Raw genomic sequence first — 17,055 nt, forward strand, 5'->3', positions numbered from 1 at the left:
CGCTTTCCCCTGGGGGAGACGGCGCACGAAGTGCGCGTCTCCCCCAGGGGCGCGGGGAACTGCGCGAGCAACCCACCACGACCCGCAGACGGCCATGAAACGTCACCGCCCACCCCAGTAGCCGCCCACCCCGACCGCAACAGACTTCACGGAGACACGGACATGACCGAAAGCACCACCATCCGCTGGGAACAGGACGACACCGGCGTCGTCACGCTCGTCCTCGACGACCCCAACCAGTCCGCCAACACCATGAACCAGGCGTTCAAGGACTCCATCGCGGCCATCGCCGACCGCGCGGAGGCCGAGCAGGACTCCATCCGCGGCATCATCTACACCTCCGCCAAGAAGACCTTCTTCGCGGGCGGTGACCTGAAGGAAATGATGCAGGTCGGCCCCGAGAACGCGCGGGCCGCGTTCGAGGCGGGCACCGCCATCAAGGGCTCCCTGCGCCGCATCGAGACCCTGGGCAAGCCCGTCGTGGCCGCGATCAACGGCGCAGCCCTCGGCGGCGGTTACGAGATCGCCCTCGCCAGCCACCACCGCGTCGCGCTCGACGCGCCGGGCTCGAAGATCGGCCTGCCCGAGGTCACCCTCGGACTGCTGCCGGCGGGCGGCGGCGTGACCCGCACCGTACGCCTCATGGGCATCGCGGACGCGCTCCTGAAGGTGCTGCTCCAGGGCACCCAGTACAACCCGAAGCGCGCCCTGGAGAACGGCCTCATCCACGAAGTGGCCGCCACCCGCGAGGAGATGATCGAGAAGGCCCGCGCCTTCATCGACGCCAACCCCGAGTCGGCGCAGCCCTGGGACAAGCCCGGCTACCGCATCCCCGGCGGCACCCCGGCCAACCCGAAGTTCGCCGCGAACCTGCCCGCCTTCCCGGCCAACCTGAAGAAGCAGATCAACGGCGCCCCCTACCCGGCCCCGCGCAACATCCTCGCGGCTGCCGTCGAGGGCTCCCAGGTCGACTTCGAGACCGCCCTGACCATCGAGGCCCGCTACTTCACCGAGCTGGTCACCGGGCAGACCGCGAAGAACATGATCCAGGCGTTCTTCTTCGACCTGCAGGCCGTCAACTCCGGCGCCAACCGGCCCAAGGGCATCGAGCCGCGTCCGGTCCGCAAGGCCGCCGTGCTCGGCGCCGGCATGATGGGCGCGGGCATCGCCTACTCGTGCGCCCGCGCGGGCATCGAGGTCGTCCTCAAGGATGTGTCCGCCGAAGCCGCCGCCAAGGGCAAGGCCTACTCCGAGAAGCTGTGCGCCAAGGCGGTGCAGCGGGGACGTACGACGCAGGAGAAGGCCGACGCGCTGCTCGCCCGCATCACGCCGACCGCCGACCCGCAGGACCTCGCGGGCTGCGACGCCGTGATCGAGGCCGTCTTCGAGGACACCGCGCTCAAGCACAAGGTGTTCCAGGAGATCCAGGACATCATCGAGCCGGACGCGCTGCTCTGCTCCAACACCTCGACGCTGCCCATCACCCAGCTCGCCGAGGGCGTCACGCGGCCCGTCGACTTCATCGGCCTGCACTTCTTCTCGCCCGTCGACAAGATGCCGCTCGTCGAGATCATCAAGGGCGAGCGGACGGGGGACGAGGCCCTGGCCCGCGCCTTCGACCTCGTACGCCAGATCAACAAGACACCGATCGTCGTCAACGACTCACGCGGCTTCTTCACCTCGCGCGTGATCGGGCACTTCATCAACGAAGGCGTCGCGATGATCGGCGAGGGCATCGAGCCCGCCTCCATCGAGCAGGCCGCGGCCCAGGCGGGCTACCCCGCGAAGGTCCTCTCCCTGATGGACGAGCTGACCCTCACCCTGCCGCGCAAGATCCGCAACGAGACGAAGCGCGCCGTCGAGGAGGCCGGCGGCACCTGGGCCGGGCACCCCTCCGACTCCGTCATCGACCGCATGGTCGACGAGTTCGAGCGCCCCGGCCGCAGCGGGGGAGCGGGCTTCTACGAGTACGTGGACGGCAAGCGCGCCGGTCTCTGGCCGGGCCTGCGCGAGCACTTCGCGAAGCCGGGGGCCGGGATCCCGTTCGCGGACATGCAGGAGCGGATGCTCTTCTCCGAGGCGCTCGACACCGTGCGCCTCCTGGAGGAGGGCGTCCTGACGTCCGTCGCCGACGCCAACATCGGCTCCATCTTCGGCATCGGCTTCCCCGGCTGGACCGGTGGCGTGCTGCAGTACATCAACGGCTACGAAGGCGGCCTGCCCGGATTCGTGGCACGCGCGCGTGAGTTGGCCGACCGCTACGGAGAGCGGTTCACGCCGCCCGCGCTGCTGGTCGAAAAGGCGGAGCAGGGCGAGCAGTTCAGCGACGCCTGACCTCGGTCATCTCCCGGGGTTCCGCTCTCAAGGGGGCGGAACCCGGGACCCCGGTTCCGACGTCGTATCCTGCCGTAGAGCATGATCACGACAAACGGAGGATGACCGCTGTGCGGTTGACAACTGGGGGAACGACGCGAGCAGTGGGCGTCGGAGTGCTGGTCCTTTCGCTCGCCCTGACGGGCTGCGGAGGCAAGAAGAAGAACAAGAAGCACAAGTCGGGTTCGGGATCGTCGCACAGCCGCACCATCGGCGGGGCGACGGGCGGATCCGCGGGCAAGGGCGCCGGTTCGCTGAGCGGCGCCGAGGACGCGAAGGCGATCCTGCCGCCCCTCGACACCATGCCCGCCGCCCTGCGCACCGTCTCGACGAAGCCGTACAGCGCCGCCAAGAAGCCGTCGGTGTGCAAGGACCCGAGCGGCAAGTGCAAGGGCGCCGTCGCCAACGGCCAGGTCGGCTACCGCACCAACGACAAGGCCGAGAGCGCCAGTTACGACCTGATCGTGTACAAGAACGGCACGGCCGCCGAGCGCGCCTTCCACGCCTGGAAGAGCTACGCGGAGAACAACCACCGCGAGCTCAAGGTCCTCGACGGGCCGCCGCAGGGCAACGCGAGCATCACCTACGGGTACACGAACCCCGCGCTGAAGACCTCACAGCGGATCGTGATCCTCCAGGGCAAGTTCGTCGCCACGCTCGACATCCGGGACAACTCCGGTCAGGCGAACACGCGCAAGGACCTCGAGGGCCTCGCCGAGGTCTACGCCACGCGGATGCAGCAGGTCACGCAGGACGAGACGCCGACCGCCACCGCGGCCAACGTCAAGGTCTAGCCAAGGAGTTCACGGGAGTGGCTCAGCTGTCCTTGAGCCACTCCCGCAGCTCCTCCTTGAGGGAGCGCTGGAACGCGGTCACCAAGGCCTGCACCACCATCGGCTGCATATGGGCCGACAGGGACCGCATCGCCGCCACGTGCTCCGGGTCCGACTCGCGCTCCCGGTAGGGCCCCCACACCTCGTCGCGGAAGAGCCGGGACAGTTCGTGGGCGGCCGAGCGGGTGTGCTCCATCAGGACCGTGCGCGCCGCCAGGATCGTCTCGTGCGCGATCGGTACGTCGAGCAGCTCCACGCCGAGCCGCAGCAGCCCCGGATCGACGCGGTACGTGCCCTGCGGCTCGGCCCGTGCGACGACGCCCATCGCCGCGAGCCGCTCCAGATCCCCCTCGCCAAGGGGCCGGCCCGCCCTGCGCTCCAGCTCGGCGCGGTCGATGTCCTCGGACGAGTCGGGTGCCCAAGAGGCCACCACGGCACGGTGGATGGCGAGATCGTGGGCGCTCAGATCGGGCGGCAGCTGCTCCAGATACCGCTCGATCGCGGCCAGGGTCATGCCCTGGTGCTGCAGCTCCTCGATGAGTGCGAGCCGGGACAGATGGTCCCGGCCGTAGTGGCCGACGCGGCGCGGGCCGATGACGGGCGGCGGCAGCAGGCCTTTGGTGCTGTAGAAGCGGATCGTGCGGACGGTGACGCCCGCGCGCGCGGCCAGTTCGTCGACCGTGAGCGTCGGCTCGTCGGTGTCCGACGTCGTCGTCATCGTCATGGCTGCGCATCGCCTCCCCAGATATGCACCGAGTTGTGCACCGATCCAGCGCAACAGTATTGCTGTCTCACCACTGTTGTGAAAGCGTCCCGGCCAGTCACTTGCTTCGTCGATGACGCCAGGAGGCGGTCATGACCACGATCCTGCGACTCCCCGGGGAACCCGCCGAAACCACGCTCCCCGCCCTGCTGCTCCGCAACGCCGAGGACCACGGCGACCGCCCCGCACTCTCCTGGCGCACCACCCCCGAAGGGGAGTGGACGACACTCACCTGGCGCGAGGCGCGCCGCAAGGTCGCCGTCCTCGCCGCCGGATACGCGGCGCTCGGCGTACGGCGCGGCGAGCACGTCCTCATGATGATGGGCAACCGCTCCGAACACTGGCTCAGCGACCTCGCCCTCGTGCACCTCGGCGCGGTCCCCGTCACCGTGTACGGCACATCGGCCCCCGAGCAGATAGCGCACATCGCCCGGCACAGCCGCGCCCGCTTCGCGATCGTCGAGGGCGCACGCGAACTGGCCCGCTGGGAGCCCCTCCTCGCGGACGCGACGGCCCCGCTGGAGCGTCTGGTCGTCGTCGAGGCGGCCGGTGCGGGCCCGCACCGCACCTACGGCTCCCTGTACGCCACGGGAGGCCGGCTGTTCGACCCGGACGCCTTCGAGAAGGCCTGGCGCGAGGCACGGGCCGACGATCCGCTCACCGTCGTCTACACCTCGGGCACCACCGGCGACCCCAAGGGCGTGCGCATCACGCACCGAAACGTCGTCCTCAACGGCGTCGCCCTGGACTCCGTCGTCGAACTCCCCGACTTCGTGGAGCACATCAGCTACCTCCCCTTCGCCCATGTCGCGGAGCGCATGCTCGGCATCTACCTGCCGGTGTTCCGCGTCTCGCACGTGCACCTGTGCGCGGATCCGAACGCCGTCGCCGCGACCGCGCGCGAGCTGCACCCCGCCCAGTTCTTCGGGGTCCCGCGCGTGTGGGAGAAGCTCGCCGCGTCGGTACGTGCCGCGCTCGCGGGGCTGCCGAAGGAGCAGCAGGAGTCGATCGAGGCGGCGAACGAGGCGGTACGCGCGCGTGTGGCGTACATGGAGCGCGGCGAGGAACCGCCGGCCGATGTCGAGGCGGCGTACCGCGCGGCCAAGGAGAACGTCCTCGATCCGCTGCTCTCCCTTGCCGGGTTCGACCGCCTGGTGTGGACGGCGAGCGCGGCGGCGTCGATGCCGCTGGACATCGTGCGCTTCTGGGCGGGCTTCGGCCTCGTGATCATGGACGCGTGGGGTCTGACGGAGACGACCGGCGTCGTCACCATCAACACCCCGGGCGCCTTCCGGCTCGGATCGGTGGGCAAGCCCCTGGACGGCCTGGAGATCCGGACCGCCGACGACGGCGAGATCCTGGTGCGCGGCGCAACGGTCTTCGACGGCTATCTCCTGCCCGACGGCGGCGTCGATTCGGTCTGTGACGCGGACGGCTGGTTCGCCACCGGCGACGTCGGGCGGATCGACGAGGACGGCTTCCTCTGGCTCACCGACCGCAAGAAGGAACTGATCGTGACCTCGACGGGCAAGAACGTCTCGCCCGCGCTCGTCGAGAACGCCCTCAAGGAGCACCCCCTCATCGGCCAGGCCCTCGTCCACGGCGACGGCCGCTCCTACCTGGTGGCGCTGCTCGTCCTGGACGCCGAAATGGCCCCCGCGTGGGCCGCCGCCCGGGGGATCACGGGCGACCTGATGGCGAGCGAGGCCGTGCGGGACGAGATCGAGCGGGCCGTCGACGCGGCCAACGCCCGCCTCAACCGCACCGAGCAGATCAAGCGGTACCGGCTCCTCGGCGAGGAGTGGGGTCCGGAGACCGGGGAGCTGACGCCGTCCCTGAAGCTGCGCCGCAGGGTCATCAAGGAGAAGTACAAGGACGCCATCAATGGGCTGTACACCCATTGATCAGCGGCTGTACACCCCCTGACCACCATGTGAGAAGTGCCGCTATGTGATGTGCGCCACCGCATGTCCGGGGATCTCTGGGGGAAGGTGTCGCGTCGGTCCACGCACTTCAGGGGTGTGGTGGACCGGAGCACATCCGGACCCCGGAGCTCTTCCGGGCACCAGAGAGTAGATCCCCTCGTGAGCAAGGACGCCGTAGATTCGGCTGCCCTGGACGCATCCCGCACAGATGCGTCGCAGGCCCCCGCGGATGCCGGCGACGCCGGTTACAGCAAGGACCTCAAGGCCCGCCACGTCAACATGATCGCGATCGGTGGCGCGATCGGAACCGGACTCTTCCTCGGAGCGGGCGGCCGCCTGCACTCGGCGGGCCCCGCACTCGCCGTCGCGTACCTCGTCTGTGGCATCTTCGCCTTCTTCGTCGTACGCGCCCTCGGCGAGCTGGTCATCTACCGGCCGTCGTCCGGTTCGTTCGTCTCGTACGCGCGTGAGTTCCTCGGCGAGAAGGGCGCCTACGTCGCCGGCTGGATGTACTTCCTCAACTGGTCGACCACCGGCATCGCCGACATCACCGCGATCGCGCTGTACACGCACTACTGGAGCTTCTTCACCGACATCCCGCAGTGGGTGCTCGCGCTGATCGCCCTCGCCGTCGTCCTCGTGATCAACCTGATCTCGGTGAAGATCTTCGGCGAGATGGAGTTCTGGTTCGCGATCGTCAAGGTCGCGGCCCTCGTCGCCTTCATGCTGATCGGTATCTTCCTGCTGGTCACCCAGCACGACGTCGGCGGGCAGACGCCCGGCCTGAGCGTGATCACCGACAACGGCGGCTTCCTGCCGCACGGCATCATGCCGGTCGTGATCGTGATGCAGGGCGTCGTCTTCGCGTACGCCTCGCTGGAGCTGGTCGGCGTCGCGGCGGGCGAGACCGCCGAGCCGCAGAAGGTCGTCCCGCGCGCGGTGAACTCCATCATGTGGCGCGTCGGCCTCTTCTACGTCGGCTCGGTCATCCTCCTCGCGCTGCTGCTCCCCGGGTCGGTGTACTCGGCGGACCAGAGCCCGTTCGTGACGGTCCTTTCCAAGATCGGCGTCCCGGCGGCCGGTGACGTGATGAACCTGGTGGTCCTCACGGCCGCGATGTCGTCGCTGAACTCGGGCCTGTACTCCACGGGCCGCATCCTGCGCTCGATGGCGATGGCGGGTTCGGCGCCGAAGTTCACCGCGAAGATGAACAAGAGCCAGGTCCCCTACGGCGGCATCCTGCTCACCTCCGCGGTGTGCGTGCTCGGCGTCGGCCTCAACTTCCTGATGCCGAGCCAGGCCTTCGAGATCGTCCTGAACGTGGCGTCCCTGGGCATCATCAGCACCTGGGTGATCATCATGATCTGTCACCTTGCGTTCGTCCGCCGCGCCAAGGAGGGCCTGATCAGCAGGCCCAGCTTCCGGCTCCCCGGCAACCCGGTCACGGAGATCGTCACGATCGTCTTCCTGCTCGCCGTGCTCGGCCTGATGTGGAAGGACCCGGAGATCGGCCGCAAGACGCTCTACCTCATCCCGATCATCGCCGCGGCGCTGGTCGCGGGCTGGTACGCGATCCGCCGCAACGTGGACCGCGAGGCCGAGACCCTCATGAAGGCCGGCAAGTAACAACACGCGGGCCACTGTCAGTGGCAACGCCTACGGTGGCGTCATGTCGGAGATCACGTATGTCCGGGGTGACGCCACCGTTCCGTTCGGCAAGGGCACCAAGCTGATCGCCCATGTCTGCAACGACCTGGGCGGCTGGGGCAAGGGCTTCGTCGTCGCGGTGTCGCGCCGCTGGCCCGAGCCGGAGGCGGCGTACCGCCGGTGGCACCGGGAGCGCGCCAAGAACGACTTCGGCCTGGGCGCCGCCCAGTTCGTCCAGGTCGGGCCGCTGCTGTGGGTGGCCAACATGATCGGCCAGCACGGCATGCGCACGGGCAGCAAGGGTGCCCCCGTGCGCTACGAGGCGATCGACGCGGCCCTGTACAAGCTCGCCGACAAGGCGGTGGAACTCGACGCCTCCGTGCACATGCCGCGCATCGGCTGCGGACTCGCGGGCGGCAAGTGGTCCAGGGTCGAGCCGCTGATAGCCGAGCGGCTCACGGCCCGCGGAATCGCCGTGACGGTGTACGACTTCGGGGACTGAGCCCTGTGCGCCCTCGGGCCAGGCGTGACGAGCCTCACCCAACTCCCTTGCAGATGTGCGTTGTTGTGCACGGATGAGCGGGTAGGTCACCGGCATGCAGCTCATCGCGATGAACCTGGGACCCCTCAAGCCGGATCCTCAGCACCTCGTTGCCGCAGCCGTGCTGTTCGGCTCCGTCTTCTTCCTGGTCAGGCGCATTCTGCCGCGCCTCGACCGCGTACTCGAGATACGCGCCGGGATCCTCGAAGAGATCACCGGCGGAGCGACGGCCGAGCTGCGCACGGAGGCCGAGCGGGTACGCGACAAGCGGGAAGAGCTGCTCGCCGAAGCCCGCCACGACGCGGCACTGGTGCGCCAGCGGGCCCGCGAGGAAGGCGCCGCCCTGATCGCCGCCGCCCGCGAGGACGGCGTACGCGAGCGCGACGGGCTCGTGGCGTCGGGCCAGGCCAGAATCGAGACCGAGCGCGCGTCGGCGGAGGCCGAACTGCGCGGTCAGGTATCCGAGTTGGCGTCGGAGCTGGCGAGCAGGATCGTGGGCGAGCCGATCCCCGCGACGACGGGTTCGGGCCGCTAGGTGCGGGAGCGCCCCGAAGGGGCGCGGGGAACTGCGCGACCAGCCAGAGCGCACTCGCGGACGCCATGGGCGCTCTCACCCCCACGGCGCCTGAGCGGCGCTGCCCCGCCGGAGAGGCCAAGTTTCGCCTGGCGCCGACCCCGCCGGCCCGGCAGGCTCACACCATGGGACAAATGGTGTCGGTCAAGGGCGGCGAGGTATGGGCCGAGGACTCCGGCGGCTCCGGCGGCAACGGATTGCCGCTGATCCTGCTGCACCCGGGAGTCGCCGACTCCCGCATCTGGGACGGGATCCTGCCGCGCCTCACCGAGCGGCACCGGGTCATCCGCTACGACGCGCGCGGCTACGGCAGGTCGCCGGCCCCCACCGCCGCGTTCTCGCTGGCCGGGGATCTCGGCGCGGTGCTCGACCACTTCCGGATCGACCGCGCCGTCCTCGCCGGGTCCAGCATGGGCGGCGCCACGGCCATCAGCCTCGCGCTCGACGATCCTGCGCGGGTCGCGGGTCTCGCCCTGGTGGTGCCGGGCATCACCGGCCGCTCCGACCTCCTCTCCGAGGAGTTCATGGCCGAGTTCGTCAAGCTAGCGCAGGGGGGCGACATGGAAGGCCTCGTGAGCCTGCTGATGCACAGTTCGGCGGCGGCCGGTACCGGCTACGACGCCGAGGTCAGGGCACACCTCCTCGCGGTCCTCCCGGCGTGGTTCGCCACCCAGCCGCACAACGTGCCCGACCCGCCCGCCTTCGACCGCCTCGGCGAGCTCGACGTGCCGTGCGCCCTCGCCCTGGGGGAGCTCGACCAGCCCTCGGTGGTCCGCTGCAACGAGGAGATGGCCGAACGCATCCCCGGCTGCCGCCTGGTGCGCCTGCACGCCAGCGACCACTTCCCGACCCTGCGCGAGCCGGACGCGGTCACCGACCTCATCCTGCAGACACACGCGGCGGCCGCGGGCTGAGCGATCCCGGCCGCGGACCCCGACTCCCGGAGCACGCCTCGACCAGGGCCGTCGCATACTGGAACACGTACATACCGGGCACCGTCCTGCCGGGTCGGGTCACCCTCCGGGAGTCGTGTGATGCCACACCGCCAGACCGTCCCCGAGCCGCCACCGCCCGGCGGGATCCTGTGGGACATCGCCGGTGACGTCCGCGCCCTGCTCGCCCTGCCCGCCGCGCTCACGATGCAGGTCGCGCACCCCGCGGTGGGCGCAGGCGTCGACGCGTACTCCGTCTTCCGCACCGACCCCTGGGGACGCGGCGAGCGCTCGCTGCGGTCGCTGCAGACCTGGGTGTACGGCGGCGAGGCAGCAGCCGCTGAGGGCCGCAGGCTCCGTGAGCTGCACAAGACCATCCAGGGCGCGGACGCCCACGGCCGCAGCTACCACGCGCTGACGCCCGCCTATTACGCCTGGGTCCACGCCACCGGATTCCCCGTCTACCGGCACGCGCGGCAGTACTTCGGCCGCCCCTTCACCCCGGCCCAGGAGCGGCAGTTGTATGCGGAGTGGCTCCAGGTGGGCCGCATCCTCGGGATCCACGACCGGGACATGCCGCAGACCCTGGACGAGTTCTGGCCGTACTACGAGAAGGTCCTCGCCGACGAGCTTGAACTGACGGCAGTCGCCGCGGAGCTGGTCGCCGTGGACCGCCCGCTCCCGCCGCCCGACCGCGGCCCGCGCTCCCTGCGCCTCGCGCTGCGCACCCTGTGGCCGCTCGTCCTGCCGCCGCTCGCCCGCTTCCGCCGCTTCCTCACGATCGGCCTGATGCCGCCGGACGCGCGGCAGGCCATCGGCCTCCCCTGGACCACGACCCAGGAACGCCGCCTGCGCCGCTTCGGACGCGTCGTCCGCACGGTGGTCCCGCTCCTTCCGGAACGCCTGCGCTACCTGCCGCCGGCCCGCGAGGCGCGAAGGCGGGAACGCCGTCGCCAGGGGAGGCGCACGTCCCGCTCTTCTATCTCCAACCTGCATTGTTCGTAGAATGGCCTGGTGGAGGACATCGATGCGATCGCGGCCCTGCAGGATCCGGTGCGGCGTCGCCTGTACGAGTACGTGGCGGCGCAAGGCCGCGAGGTCGGCCGCAACGAGGCCGCGGAGGCGGCCGGCGTCGCGCGCACGCTCGCCGCACACCATCTGGACAAGCTGACCGAGGCCGGACTCCTCGAAAGCGGCAGCCGCCGCCTCACGGGCCGTTCGGGGCCGGGGGCGGGCCGTCCCGCAAAGGTGTACACGCGGTCGCCGGCCGAGCGCGCGGTGTCGCTGCCCGCCCGCGACTACCGCACCGCCGCCGAGCTGCTCGCCGAGGCCGCCGAGCAGGCCGGGCTCGACGCAGGGCTCTGCGCGGCCGCGCGCCGCAGGGGCGAGGCCCTGCGCGGCTCGGCGGCGCCCTGCGGTGACCTCGGCGAGGCCATGAAGCTGCTGGCCGACCGCGGCTATGAACCGCACGTGGAAGATGCCGACGGGGAGGCCGCGGGTGTCGTCCGTATGCGCAACTGCCCCTTCCACGCCGTCGCCGAACGCTTCCCGCCGCTCGTCTGCGGCATGAATCTCGCACTCCTTGAGGGCCTGCTCGGCACGGAAGGACCCGTCCGCGCCCGCATGGACGCCCGGCCGGGGGAGTGCTGCGTGGTGATCGAGCCTTCCGAGAACCTCTAAAAACAATTCTCATTGACATAGAAAAGTGGGCCGTGCTGGGATGAGGCCATGACCGCATCCCCGCACGCCGCCCACCTCGCCCAGCTCAACGTCGCCACACTCCGCCATCCCCTCGACGACCCGCGCATGGCGCCCTTCGTGGAGATGCTCGACCCGGTCAACGCCGCCGCGGACGGCGCGCCCGGCTTCGTGTGGCGGCTCGTCGAGGAGGGGGCGGCCGACGCCACCGAACTGCGCCCCGCGGGCGAGGACGTCATCGTCAACCTGACGGTGTGGCAGACCAAGGAGGCCCTGTGGGAGTTCGCCTACCGCAGCGGGCACCTTGAGGTGATGCGACGCCGCCGCGAATTCTTCCAACGGCACGTCGAGGCGCACCTGGTGATGTGGTGGGTCCCCGTGGGCCACCTCCCGACCGTCGACGAGGCCCTGGAGCGCCTCGCGCACCTGCGGTCGCACGGGCCGTCCCCGCGGGCGTTCACGTTCGCCGCGTCCTACACCGCGGCCGAGGCGCTCACCGCGGACGAGCAGACCCTGTTCCCCGACAGCGCTCCACCCACCCACCGCTGAGCCCTGCGGGGCAATCCGGTGGGTGGGCGGGAAACATCCGCCGCGAAGCGGCGGTTCAGTCTCAGTGCCCGTGACCGTGCACGCCGTTCGTCGCGGCAATGGACTTCCAGGACTTCGGCGCAGCCGAGACGCCCGCGCTGCGGGCGGCGACCCCGGCATCCCGCGCGGCAGGCGCATCCGGCCGGACCGGCTGGTACAGCCACGTGTCGAAGAGCGAAGCCAGCGGCTTCCCGGACACCTTCTCCGCGTACTTCACGAAGTCACCCACCTTCGCGTTGCCGTACGCGTGCTCCTTCGGCCACCCCTTCAGAATCGCCGAGAAGGACTTCTCGCCGATCTCGTTGCGCAGCGCCTGCAGGGCCAGCGCCCCACGGTCGTACACGGCGATGTCGAACTGGTTCTCCGGACCCGGGTCGCCCGGCTTGACCTTCCAGAACGGGTCGTCGGCGGGGTGTTGGGCGTACACGTGGTCCGCGAGCTCCTGCGCCGTGCCCTCGCCCTCCTTCTCCGACCAGAGCCACTGGCTGTACCGGGCGAAGCCCTCGTTGATCCAGATGTCCTTCCAGCCGTCCACCGACACGCTGTCGCCGTACCACTGGTGGGCCAGCTCATGCACCACGACCGACACGTTGGCCCCGTTGGCGAACTGCCGCGGGCTGTAGAACGGCCGCGTCTGCGTCTCCAGGGCGAAGCCGCTCGTCACGTTCGGGACGTACCCGCCCAGGGCGTTGAACGGGTACTTGCCGAAGACGGTCTCCAGCCACTCCGCGACCTCGGTGGACCGCTCGATGCTCGCCCGCGCGGCCCCGGCGTTGTCGCCGAGGTCCTTGCTGTAGGCGTTCAGGACGGGCAGGCCGTCCGCCGTCTTGTCGGTGGTGATGTCGAACTTGCCGACGGCGAGCGTCGCCAGATAGCTGGCCTGCGGCTTGTTGGAGCGCCAGTTGAAGCGCGTCCAGCCGAGCCTCGAACTCTGCGACTGCAGCACGCCGTTGGAGATGGCCTGCGAGCCGTCCGGCACGGAGACCGAGATGTCGTACGTCGCCTTGTCGAGCGGATGGTCGTTGGACGGGAACCACCAGGCCGCCGAATCCGGCTCCTGCGCGGCGACACCGCCGTCCGGCGTGCGCGCCCAGGCCGTGAAGCCGTTGATCTTCACCTCGGACGGCTTGCCCGCGTAACGGACGACGACGGTGATCGGCGTGCCCTTGGGCAGGCCTGCCGCCGGAGTGATCTCCAGCTCCTGCTCGCCGGACTTCTTGAACGCCGCCTTCTTGCCGTTGACCCGCACCTCGCTGACCTTCAGGCCGAGGTCGAGGTTGAAGCGGGACAGGTCCTGCGTCGTGGTGGCGTTGATGGTCGCCGTGCCTTCGAGCAGATCGGTCTTCGGCTGGTACTTCAGCCGCAGGTCGTAATGCGACACGTCGTAGCCGCCGTTGCCGCTCGCCGGGTAATAGGGATCGCCGATACCCGGCGCCCCGGGGGTGAAGTCGGCGGCCGATGCCGGGATCGCCAGCAGCAGAGAGGCCGCGAGCGCGCCCGGGGCGATGAGTCTGCGGTGCACGAGAACTCCAAGTCGTAGGGGCACATCGGTAGATGGGTTCGACCTTATTGAGCACTCCGGTCACGGGTCATGTCCATGGCCGCAGCTGTCACACGATCGCCATTCGGCCGACATGTGCCAATACGCCCCACGAACCTGTCATCGCCGCGTACTGCCCTCTGTCGCACGGGAGTTGACCGGTGTAGCTTCCGCGCCATGCCGATACGTGCGCGACGCACGCGCCTGATCCGGAGATCCCTCGTGACGGCGGCCCTGGCCGCCCTGTTGGCCACGCTCCTGTCCCCGGCCACCGCACAAGGGGCGCCGAGCGCCCCGCGTGAGAGCAAGCCCGTCTATTCGTACGAGAGCGCGATCCGCGAAGCCGTCTGGGTCGACACACAGATCGACGGAGACGACGACGGGAAGACCGACCGGGTCGCCGTCGACATCGTCCGGCCCCGCGAACCGGCACAGGAGGGCCGTAAGATACCCGTGATCATGGATGCCAGCCCGTACTACTCCTGCTGCGGGCGCGGCAACGAGAGCCAGAAGAAGACGTACGACGCGAACGGCGACGTCGTCCAGATGCCGCTCTACTACGACAACTACTTCGTGCCCCGCGGCTACGGCTTCGTCGCCGTCGACTTCGCGGGAACGAACCGCTCCGACGGCTGTGTCGATGTCGGCGGCCGCTCCGACGTCCAGTCCGCCAAGGCCGTCGTCGACTGGCTGAACGGCCGGGCCCGCGGCTACACGACCCGGACCGGAACCGAAGCCGCCAAGGCGACCTGGACCAACGGCGCCACCGGAATGATCGGCAAGAGCTACGACGGCACCGTCGCCAACGGCGTGGCCGCCACCGGCGTCAAGGGCCTGAAGACGATCGTCCCGATCGGCGCCATCTCCTCCTGGTACGACTACTACTTCGCCAAGGGCGCCCCGCTCTACGACAGCGGCCCCGAGTGGCTTTCGGACTACGTGGAGAGCCCGGAGGCCAGGGCCCGCTGCGGCGCCGTACAGCAGCGGCTCATCGACGGAGCGCCCCGCACCGGCGACTGGACCCGGCTGTGGAGCGAGCGCGACCACGTCCCGGACGCCGACAAGGTGAAGGCCAGCGTCTTCGCCGTACACGGCATGCAGGACCTGAACGTCCGGATGAAGCACTTCGGTCAGTGGTGGGACGCGCTCGGTGACGCGGGCGTCGACCGCAAGGTGTGGCTCAGCCAGACCGGCCACGTCGATCCCTTCGACTTCCGCCGCGGCGACTGGGTGCGCACCCTGCACCGCTGGTTCGACCATGAACTCCTCGGCTACGACAACGGCATCGACCGCGAGCCGATGGCCGACATCGAGCGGGCACCCGACCGCTGGACCACCGACCGCGTCTGGCCCCCGCGCGCCACGGACACGGTCAAACTCCGTCCCGGCAAGGGCACTTCACCCGGCGTCGGCACCCTCGGCACCCGCCCCGGCACCGGCAGCGAGACCTTCACCGACGACCCGAAGCTGAGCGAGACCGACTGGGCCGCGCAGATCGACACCTCGACCCCCTCGAAGGCCGGATTCATCAGCCGCCCGCTCGGCCGCGACCTGCGCCTGTCCGGCTCCTCCGAAGTGACCGTCACGGCGACCCCGACGACCCGCACCGCCCACCTCTCCGCGGTCCTCGTCGACCTGGGCCCCGACACCATCCGCGACTACGCGAGCGCCGGCGAGGGCATCACCACGCTCACCGAACGCACCTGCTGGGGCGCGAGCACCGGCGGCGACAGCGCCTGCTTCAAGGAGACGAAGGCGAAGACCGCCGACGTCGACTACACGGTGTTCAGCCGTGGCTGGGCCGACCTCGGCAACTGGGCCGACGACCACCAGGGCCGCCCCCTCACGCCGGGCAAGCCGCACACCATCACCCTCGACCTGGCCGCGAGCGACCACGTCGTACCGAAGGGGCACCGCCTCGCCCTGATCGTCGCGGGCACCGACAAGGACCTCATCGACCCGCCCGCCGACACCCCGACCCTCGCCATCGACCTCGCCCGTACGTCGGCGAAGGTGCCGCTCGTCGGCGGCGCCGGTGCCTTCACCACCTCACCAGACGTCACCCCCCGCGAATCCCGTCTCGACGGCGTGGCCCCGCCGCGTCCGTTCCGCCCCGTCCCGGGAGGCAGCACTTCATGAGACCCCGTATCCGCACCCTGGCGCTGGCCTGCGCCACCGCCGCGCTCGCCGCACCGCTCCTGACCGCGCCCGCGCAGGCATCGGGGACCCCGCCACGTACCGGATTCGAGGAGACGAACGGCGCGCGCTGGACCAGCCAGCCCGAGGAGCAGGACTTCCTCGCCGCCGTCGACAAGTCGACCGACCGCGTCTCCGTCGCCCGCATCGGCACCACCAAGCAGAACCGTCCGCTCCAACTGGTGCGCATCGGCGACCGGCCCGCGAAGAACACGGTGCTGCTGATCTGCAGCCAGCACGGCGACGAGCCCTCGGGCCGCGAGGCATGTCTGTCGACGGTCCGCGACCTGGCGTACGCCAAGGACAAGCAGACCCACAAGTTCCTCTCCCGCACCACGCTCCTCGTCGTCCCCACCGCCAACCCGGACGGCCGCGCCGCCGACACCCGCGGCAACTCCGACGGCGTCGACATCAACCGCGACCACATCGCCCTGCAGACGGCCGAGGGCCGTACGATGGCCGCCCTGATCCGCGACCGGAAGCCCGACGCCATCTACGACCTGCACGAGTACGGCGCGACCCCCAAGTACTACGACAAGGACCTCTTCGACCTGTGGCCGCGCAACCTCAACACCGACGAGGCGGTCCACGGCGAGGCGAAGACCTTGTCGCAGGGCTATGTCAGGCCGGCCGCCAACAAGTCGGGCTACACGACGGGGACGTACGGGATCTGGACCGACCCCGTGACCGGTGAGCCCATCAAACAGACCGCGGGCGACGGCCAGGAGCGCATACTGCGCAACGTCTCCGGCATCAAGCACGCCGCCGGCCTGCTCATCGAGAGCCGCGTCGACCCGCTCACCGATGCCGAGAAGAAGGACGAGGCGCTGAACAACCGCCGCCGCGTGAAGTCCCAACTCTCCGCCCTGGGCGGCCTGTTCGCCTACGCCGACGCGCGGCGCGGTCAACTGGAGGCGGCCACCGGCGCGGCCCGGCTCGAAGGCTTCCGCGACAGCGGCCCCGTCTACATCGGCGGCGCCGACAACGACCCCGCCGAACCGTCCGAGGTGATCCAGGACCCGCCCGCCTGCTACCGGCTCGACGCCGCCCAGTACGGCGACATCAAGGACGAACTCGCCCTGCACGGAGTGCAGGCGAAGCGGGACGGACCGGGCGCGTACGTGCCGCTGCGGCAGTCCGCGCGTGCCCTCGTGCCGCTGCTCCTCGACGAGCGTGCTCCCTATCACCTGGTCACAGGTCGGCCCGACACCGCCTGTTGAGCAGTTGAGTGGTGCGTCACATGTGGTAGTGGGTAGCGGAGCACAGAGATTGTACGAATACGAAATCCGTGAAAGGTGCACTTGTGACGCAAGACCTGCAGAAAGCGGACGGCGGAGGAGAGGCGCCCGATCCGGCGCGCTCCACCGGCGGGCCGGCGGCCCACAACCACCCGCTCGGGTTGGGGGTTTGCCCCCGGGGCACCCCCCGGACGTTTAAAAAAAAGA

General features: G+C 70.0%; 14 protein-coding genes. 12 read left to right on the plus strand and 2 right to left on the minus strand.

The genetic code is table 11. The features are described from left to right. The first annotated feature begins 162 nt into the window (after positions 1 to 162). Together ACFWY6_RS21365 and ACFWY6_RS21370 are read left to right on the plus strand one after the other, a co-directional pair. Positions 163 to 2,334, plus strand: a complete 2,172-nt coding sequence (locus tag ACFWY6_RS21365) for a 3-hydroxyacyl-CoA dehydrogenase NAD-binding domain-containing protein (RefSeq protein ID WP_384692617.1) — start codon at positions 163 to 165, stop codon at positions 2,332 to 2,334. A 143-nt stretch (positions 2,335 to 2,477) separates the two neighbouring features. Then, positions 2,478 to 3,167, plus strand: a complete 690-nt coding sequence (locus ACFWY6_RS21370) for a hypothetical protein (protein ID WP_384692619.1) — start codon at positions 2,478 to 2,480, stop codon at positions 3,165 to 3,167. A gap of 22 nt (positions 3,168 to 3,189) precedes the next feature. On the opposite strand, the gene ACFWY6_RS21375 is transcribed toward ACFWY6_RS21370, so the two are convergent. Beyond that, complete coding sequence (locus tag ACFWY6_RS21375) at positions 3,190 to 3,924, minus strand: MerR family transcriptional regulator (protein WP_384692667.1); 735 nt, start codon at positions 3,922 to 3,924, stop codon at positions 3,190 to 3,192. Between the two features lie 137 nt (positions 3,925 to 4,061). On the opposite strand from ACFWY6_RS21375, the gene ACFWY6_RS21380 reads away from it, so the two are divergent. The 8 genes from ACFWY6_RS21380 to ACFWY6_RS21415 all read left to right on the plus strand — a co-directional run bounded on the left by ACFWY6_RS21380 (position 4,062) and on the right by ACFWY6_RS21415 (position 11,835). Next, positions 4,062 to 5,873 (plus strand): AMP-dependent synthetase/ligase, encoded by a 1,812-nt coding sequence (locus tag ACFWY6_RS21380; RefSeq protein WP_384692622.1) that lies wholly within the window; start codon positions 4,062 to 4,064, stop codon positions 5,871 to 5,873. Positions 5,874 to 6,053: 180 nt separating this feature from the next. Further along, a complete protein-coding gene (locus ACFWY6_RS21385; protein WP_384692625.1) occupies positions 6,054 to 7,520 on the plus strand; it encodes an amino acid permease in 1,467 nt (488 codons plus the stop codon). Positions 7,521 to 7,563: 43 nt separating this feature from the next. Then, the gene (locus ACFWY6_RS21390; protein ID WP_384692628.1) at positions 7,564 to 8,043 is read left to right on the plus strand and encodes a macro domain-containing protein; all 480 of its coding nucleotides are present in this window, start codon (positions 7,564 to 7,566) and stop codon (positions 8,041 to 8,043) included. Positions 8,044 to 8,137: 94 nt separating this feature from the next. After that, positions 8,138 to 8,617: a hypothetical protein gene (locus ACFWY6_RS21395; protein WP_384692631.1), complete on the plus strand. Its 480-nt coding sequence runs from the start codon at positions 8,138 to 8,140 to the stop codon at positions 8,615 to 8,617. A 164-nt stretch (positions 8,618 to 8,781) separates the two neighbouring features. Continuing rightward, complete coding sequence (locus tag ACFWY6_RS21400) at positions 8,782 to 9,570, plus strand: alpha/beta fold hydrolase (protein WP_384692634.1); 789 nt, start codon at positions 8,782 to 8,784, stop codon at positions 9,568 to 9,570. A 120-nt stretch (positions 9,571 to 9,690) separates the two neighbouring features. After that, the gene (locus tag ACFWY6_RS21405) at positions 9,691 to 10,593 is read left to right on the plus strand and encodes an oxygenase MpaB family protein (protein WP_384692635.1); all 903 of its coding nucleotides are present in this window, start codon (positions 9,691 to 9,693) and stop codon (positions 10,591 to 10,593) included. Positions 10,594 to 10,602: 9 nt separating this feature from the next. Further along, positions 10,603 to 11,268: a helix-turn-helix transcriptional regulator gene (locus ACFWY6_RS21410; RefSeq protein ID WP_384692638.1), complete on the plus strand. Its 666-nt coding sequence runs from the start codon at positions 10,603 to 10,605 to the stop codon at positions 11,266 to 11,268. A 48-nt stretch (positions 11,269 to 11,316) separates the two neighbouring features. Continuing rightward, a complete protein-coding gene (locus ACFWY6_RS21415; protein ID WP_384692641.1) occupies positions 11,317 to 11,835 on the plus strand; it encodes a DUF3291 domain-containing protein in 519 nt (172 codons plus the stop codon). A 61-nt stretch (positions 11,836 to 11,896) separates the two neighbouring features. Here ACFWY6_RS21415 and ACFWY6_RS21420 read toward each other — a convergent pair whose 3' ends face one another. Next, complete coding sequence (locus ACFWY6_RS21420; protein ID WP_384692644.1) at positions 11,897 to 13,396, minus strand: M1 family metallopeptidase; 1,500 nt, start codon at positions 13,394 to 13,396, stop codon at positions 11,897 to 11,899. A gap of 195 nt (positions 13,397 to 13,591) precedes the next feature. Between ACFWY6_RS21420 and ACFWY6_RS21425 the strand changes: the two genes are divergently transcribed. Then, positions 13,592 to 15,553, plus strand: coding sequence for a Xaa-Pro dipeptidyl-peptidase (locus tag ACFWY6_RS21425; RefSeq protein ID WP_384692647.1), 1,962 nt, complete (start codon positions 13,592 to 13,594; stop codon positions 15,551 to 15,553). Beyond that, positions 15,550 to 16,830 (plus strand): M14 family metallocarboxypeptidase, encoded by a 1,281-nt coding sequence (locus tag ACFWY6_RS21430; RefSeq protein ID WP_384692649.1) that lies wholly within the window; start codon positions 15,550 to 15,552, stop codon positions 16,828 to 16,830. The genes ACFWY6_RS21425 and ACFWY6_RS21430 overlap by 4 nt, the downstream gene beginning before the upstream one ends. Positions 16,831 to 17,055: the final 225 nt, after the last annotated feature.

This window comes from Streptomyces sp. NPDC059037 (assembly GCF_042740015.1).
Lineage (GTDB): Bacteria > Actinomycetota > Actinomycetes > Streptomycetales > Streptomycetaceae > Streptomyces.

Coding starts and splice junctions, on each gene's coding strand:
- ACFWY6_RS21365 (WP_384692617.1), top strand. CDS start 163: ATGACCGAAAGCACCACCATCCGCTGGGAACAGGACGACACCGGCGTC.
- ACFWY6_RS21375 (WP_384692667.1), bottom strand. CDS start 3,924: ATGACGACGACGTCGGACACCGACGAGCCGACGCTCACGGTCGACGAA.
- ACFWY6_RS21380 (WP_384692622.1), top strand. CDS start 4,062: ATGACCACGATCCTGCGACTCCCCGGGGAACCCGCCGAAACCACGCTC.
- ACFWY6_RS21390 (WP_384692628.1), top strand. CDS start 7,564: ATGTCGGAGATCACGTATGTCCGGGGTGACGCCACCGTTCCGTTCGGC.
- ACFWY6_RS21395 (WP_384692631.1), top strand. CDS start 8,138: ATGCAGCTCATCGCGATGAACCTGGGACCCCTCAAGCCGGATCCTCAG.
- ACFWY6_RS21400 (WP_384692634.1), top strand. CDS start 8,782: ATGGGACAAATGGTGTCGGTCAAGGGCGGCGAGGTATGGGCCGAGGAC.
- ACFWY6_RS21405 (WP_384692635.1), top strand. CDS start 9,691: ATGCCACACCGCCAGACCGTCCCCGAGCCGCCACCGCCCGGCGGGATC.
- ACFWY6_RS21415 (WP_384692641.1), top strand. CDS start 11,317: ATGACCGCATCCCCGCACGCCGCCCACCTCGCCCAGCTCAACGTCGCC.
- ACFWY6_RS21425 (WP_384692647.1), top strand. CDS start 13,592: ATGCCGATACGTGCGCGACGCACGCGCCTGATCCGGAGATCCCTCGTG.
- ACFWY6_RS21430 (WP_384692649.1), top strand. CDS start 15,550: ATGAGACCCCGTATCCGCACCCTGGCGCTGGCCTGCGCCACCGCCGCG.